This window comes from Streptomyces sp. SID486 (assembly GCF_009865385.1).
Taxonomy (GTDB): domain Bacteria; phylum Actinomycetota; class Actinomycetes; order Streptomycetales; family Streptomycetaceae; genus Streptomyces.
Window position 1 is genome coordinate 1 of sequence record NZ_WWJT01000602.1, and the last position, 4,472, is coordinate 4,472.

Below are 4,472 nucleotides of genomic sequence, written 5' to 3' on the forward strand. Positions count from 1 at the left end.
ACCCGCGGTCAGTCGCGCGCGTCCCACTCCGCGGCGACGCGCTCCGCCATGACCGCGACCGCCACCGCGCCCGGGTCCGGCGAGCCGATGCTGCGCTCGCCGGTGTAGCTCTGGCGGCCTCGCCTGGCCTGCATGGATTGCGTCGCGTCGGCCGCGGCGCGGGCGGTCGTGGCGGCCAGCGCGGCCAGCTCCGCACCGCCGGCGTCCGGTTCCCCGCCGGCGAGTCGCTGTTCGAGCGCGTCGGTCATCGGGATCAGCGCGTCGAGCAGGGTCTTGTCACCGAGGTCGGACTTCCCCCGCGCCTTGATCCCCTCGGCGGCGGCCCGCAGCATGGCCACCGCGTCCGCGGCGTTCGGCTCCGGCCGGTCCTTCACGGCCGTGGAGGCCCGAAGGAAGGCGGTGCCCCACAGCGGCCCCGACGTGCCTCCCACCCGCTTGGAGATGACCAGGGCGACCTTCTTCAGGAGCTCGGCCGGTGCCTCCGTGGCGAGGGTGTCCCAGTCGGCGAGTACGATCTCGAAACCGCGTGCGAGCGAGTATCCGAAGTCCCCGTCTCCCGCCACGGCGTCGAGGTCACTGAAGGCCCTCTCGTTGTCGACCGCGGTGCGGGCCATGGTCCGGACGACGAAGGCGAGGTCCCCGGCGGGCGTCGATGGCGATGGCATGACTCTCCTGACTGCCGCGGCATCAGTGCGGTCGCGTACGGGAACCGGACGGACCGGGGGTGAGCGGGCCGTCCGCGGGCGGATCCGACGGGGCGGTACCCGCGCCGCCACCGGTGCCGAGCAGGACGGCGAGGTCCGCGAGGCGCACACAGGGGCCCGGGCGGATGTCGAGTGGATCACTCAGGACACGGCTGACGACCTCCTCCGGCGGCGGATCACCCAGCGAGGTGACCACCAAGGAGGCCCCGGTGAAGTCCTCCTGGACCGTGTACGCGCTGGTCGTGACCACACAGGCGAGACCGGCGCCGAGCGCGGCGAGCATCCCGTTGCGGCTGTCCTCGATGACGACGGCGTTCGCGGGCTCCAGGCCGAGCCGGTCCAGGGCGAACGCGTAGATGTCCGGGGCCGGCTTCTTGCGCCGGACCACGTCCCCGGCGAAAACGCTGAAGTGAGGCGTCAGTTCCGGCCCCATGGCGAGTCCGAGCACGCTGCGGACGGACGCCTCCGCGGAGGTGGAGGCGACCGCGAGCGCCCACCCGGCCTCATGCGCCGCCGCGGCGATCCGCCGCACTCCGGGCCGGGGCGGAATGCTCCCGCTCCCGATGATCGCCGTGTAGATCTCCGTCTTGCGCCGGTGCCAGGCGGCGACCTGCTCGCCGAGTGCGGCCGGGTCGGAGGGCAGGCCGGCCGCGGCGACGAAGTCCGGGGTCAGCAGTGTGCGCATCCGCTCCTTGCCGCCGCCGACCTTCACCTTCTCCGCGTACTCCTCGTCGCTCCACCGCACCGGCAGACCGAACTCCTCGAACGTCTGGTTGAAGGCGGGCAGGTGGCCGTCGCGTTCGGTGTCCGCGAGAACGCCGTCGCAGTCGAAGAGCAGCGCGGGCACGGCTACCTCGCCCGCCCGGTACTGCCGAAGAGATCCATCAGCGAACCGGTCAACTCGACGACGTCCCGGCGGACGTCCCGGAAGAGCGACGGCGGATCCCACTTACGCCGCTCCTCCGCCGTCCGCAGGAAGGCCAGGTTCGACTTCATGTACGTCTCCTTGAGGGCCGTCGAGATGTTGACCTTCGCGCACCCCCGGGAGATCAGGTCGCGGAACTGCTCGTCGGAGAGGCCGCTGCCGCCGTGCAGGGCGATGGGCACCGGATACGCCGACACGATGTCCGACACGCGCTGCGCGTCGAGCACCGGCGCCCGCTTGTACGAGCCGTGGGCGTTGCCGATCGCCGGTGCGAAGACGTCGACCTGGGTGGTCCGCAGGAACTCCAGGGCGACCGAGAGATCCTGCCGCTCGGCGGCGGTGTCGCTGCCGACCCCGTCCTCCACACCGGTGATCGACTCGATCTCGCCCTCCACCGCGGCACCGAAGGCGCGCGCCTCCGCGACGACCTCGACGGTCTGCCTCATGTTCTCCTCGACCGGCAGCTCGGAGGCGTCGAAGAGCACCGAGTTCCATCCCTGCCGCAGGCACTCGGTGATGACCTCACGCTCCGGACAGTGATCCAGGTGCAGGGTGACGGGCACCTCGATCCCGGCGGTCATCGCGTTCCACATCGCGAAGAGCACACCGCTGCCGACGGACCTGACCGTCTTCACCGACGTCTGCACGATGAGCGGCGACGCCTTCTCCACCGCCGCCGCCAGCACGGCTTCCAGCGTGAGGTCGTTGAACACGTTGATGGCCGGTACGGCGTAGCGCTCCTCGAAAGGCTCGGCGAGGATCTCGGTCAGCGGTGTCACACCCACGACGCCTCCACCTCTCCGCCCCGCTCCTCCATTCCACGCCCGCGCACCACACGCCGCCACTCCTGGCCCTCCCGGGCCGCGGGACCGGCGGCGACACCTGGCGCGGAGGCCGCCCGGGCCCCGCCGGTCAGAGGCGCCTGCCGGTGTTGAGCCGGGCGGCCTGGCGCACGAGGTGATCGCGTTCGGCGAGGTCGGACGCCTTGTGGGCCGCTTCGGCGTACAGCTGTGCCGCCGTGGCCAGGTCGCCGTCGCGTTCGTGGAGGTAGGCCGCCACCGCCGTGTGGCGGGGCAGTGAGCCGTCCAGTGCCGCGAGCGCGGCCAGCCCCGCGCGGGGTCCGTCGGCCTCGCAGACGGCCACCGCGCGGTTGAGGCGGACGACGGGGCTGTCGGTGAGCCGCACGAGTTCGTCGTACCACTCGACGATCTGTACCCAGTCGGTCTCCTCGGCCGTGGGCGCGTCGGCGTGGAGAGCCGCGACGGCGGCCTGGGCCTGGTACTCGCCCAGCCGGTCGACGGCGAGGGCCGCCTGCAGGATCTCGACCCCCTCGGCGATCGACGCCGTGTCCCACCGGGCGCGGTCCTGCTCGGCGAGCGGCACCAGACTGCCGTCGGGTGCGGTCCGCGAGGCACGCCGGGCGTGGTGGAGCAGCATGAGGGCGAGCAGCCCCGCCACCTCGGGGTGGTCGATCGCCGCCGCGAGCTGCCTGGTGAGCCGGATGGCCTCGGCGGCCAGGTCGACGTCGCCGGAGTACCCCTCGTTGAAGACCAGGTACAGCACGCGCAGCACGGTGGCGACGTCGCCGGGCCGGTCGAACCGCACGCCGGAGACCGTGCGCTTGGCCCGGCTGATGCGCTGCGCCATGGTCGCCTCGGGCACCAGGTAGGCCCGGGCGATCTGGCGGGTGGTCAGCCCGCCCACGGCGCGCAGGGTGAGCGCGACCGCGGACGAGGGCGTCAGCGCGGGGTGGGCGCACAGGAAGTAGAGCTGGAGGGTGTCGTCCGTCGCGGGCGCGGGCCCGGGTGCCGGCTGCTCGTCCACGCGGTCCTCGCGCCTGCGGCGTGCGGCATCCGAGCGGGTCGCGTCGAGAAACCTGCGCCAGGCCACCGTGACCAGCCAGCCCTTGGCGTCCCGCGGCGGATCGGCCGGCCAGACGCGGATCGCCTCGACCAGGGCGTCCTGTACGGCGTCCTCGGCCGCCGCGAAGTCGGCTCCGCGGCGGACGAGGACGGCGAGGACATGCGGCGTGAGCCTCCGCAGCAGGCCCTCGTCCATGGGAGCGGTCACTCCGTGGTCGTGGAGTGCGAGCCCAGGAACGGACGCAGTTCGAGCCACTCGTGGATCGGCTTGCCGCCCGCTCCCGGCGCGGCCGACAGCTCCCCGGCCAGTTCCACGGCGCGTTCGTGACTGTCGACGTCGATCACCATCCAGCCGGCGATGAGGTCTTTGGTCTCGGCGAACGGGCCGTCGGTCACCGGCGGGCGCCCCTCGCCGTCGTACCGCACCCATGTCCCCTGCGGGGCGAGCGCCTGGCTGTCGACGAACTCGCCGGTCTCCTCCAGCCGGGCCGCGAAGTCGTTCATGTACTGCACGTGCGCCGAGATCTCCTCGGGGGTCCACTCCTCCATGGGCGCGTCGTTGACCGAAGCCGGGGCGCCTCGGTAGTGCTTGAGCAGCAGGTACTTGGCCATCGTGCTTCTCCTCGGTGCCGGTGCGACCCATTCTGGCCGCCTTCCCCCCGGGGACGGAGCCGGTCGCGGGTTCTCGACATCGCCGCCCGAAGATCTTTCGCCTTCCTCGGACCCTCGTCCACGAGCGCGGAAGACGGCGGAAGACGGCGCACCGCCGTCCGGGACACGGCCCCGGGCCGGCCACCGGCCGCACACAGCGGCACCTCGCGGAGATCGCCTCCGCGAGGTGCCGCTTTCCTTCCCGCTGTCAGCGCCCACTGTCAGCCCTGGGTGCCGCCCTGGGTGTTGCCGTTGCCACCACCCTGGGTGCCGCCCTGCGTGTTGCCGTTTCCGCCACCCTGCGTTCCACCCTGGGTGTTGCCGTTGCCG

At 72.6% G+C, this 4,472-nt stretch carries 5 protein-coding genes; all 5 read right to left on the bottom strand.

Translation table 11 applies throughout. The features are described 5' to 3' along the window. Positions 1–8 precede the first annotated feature (8 nt). The 5 genes from dhaL to GT045_RS28275 all read right to left on the bottom strand — a co-directional run bounded on the left by dhaL (position 9) and on the right by GT045_RS28275 (position 4,103). The gene (gene dhaL, locus GT045_RS28255; RefSeq protein ID WP_161335924.1) at positions 9–665 is read right to left on the bottom strand and encodes a dihydroxyacetone kinase subunit DhaL; all 657 of its coding nucleotides are present in this window, start codon (positions 663–665) and stop codon (positions 9–11) included. Positions 666–687: 22 nt separating this feature from the next. After that, positions 688–1,551: an HAD-IA family hydrolase gene (locus GT045_RS28260; RefSeq protein WP_161335925.1), complete on the bottom strand. Its 864-nt coding sequence runs from the start codon at positions 1,549–1,551 to the stop codon at positions 688–690. Positions 1,552–1,553: 2 nt separating this feature from the next. Next, positions 1,554–2,414, bottom strand: a complete 861-nt coding sequence (locus tag GT045_RS28265) for a class II fructose-bisphosphate aldolase (protein ID WP_161335926.1) — start codon at positions 2,412–2,414, stop codon at positions 1,554–1,556. A gap of 127 nt (positions 2,415–2,541) precedes the next feature. Beyond that, positions 2,542–3,687, bottom strand: a complete 1,146-nt coding sequence (locus GT045_RS28270; protein ID WP_161335928.1) for a DUF6596 domain-containing protein — start codon at positions 3,685–3,687, stop codon at positions 2,542–2,544. An 8-nt stretch (positions 3,688–3,695) separates the two neighbouring features. Further along, positions 3,696–4,103 carry a YciI family protein gene (locus GT045_RS28275; protein WP_161335927.1) on the bottom strand — a complete coding sequence of 136 codons (408 nt, stop codon included), beginning with the start codon at positions 4,101–4,103 and terminating at the stop codon, positions 3,696–3,698. Positions 4,104–4,472 lie beyond the last annotated feature (369 nt).

Coding starts and splice junctions, on each gene's coding strand:
- dhaL (WP_161335924.1), bottom strand. CDS start 665: ATGCCATCGCCATCGACGCCCGCCGGGGACCTCGCCTTCGTCGTCCGG.
- GT045_RS28270 (WP_161335928.1), bottom strand. CDS start 3,687: ATGGACGAGGGCCTGCTGCGGAGGCTCACGCCGCATGTCCTCGCCGTC.
- GT045_RS28275 (WP_161335927.1), bottom strand. CDS start 4,103: ATGGCCAAGTACCTGCTGCTCAAGCACTACCGAGGCGCCCCGGCTTCG.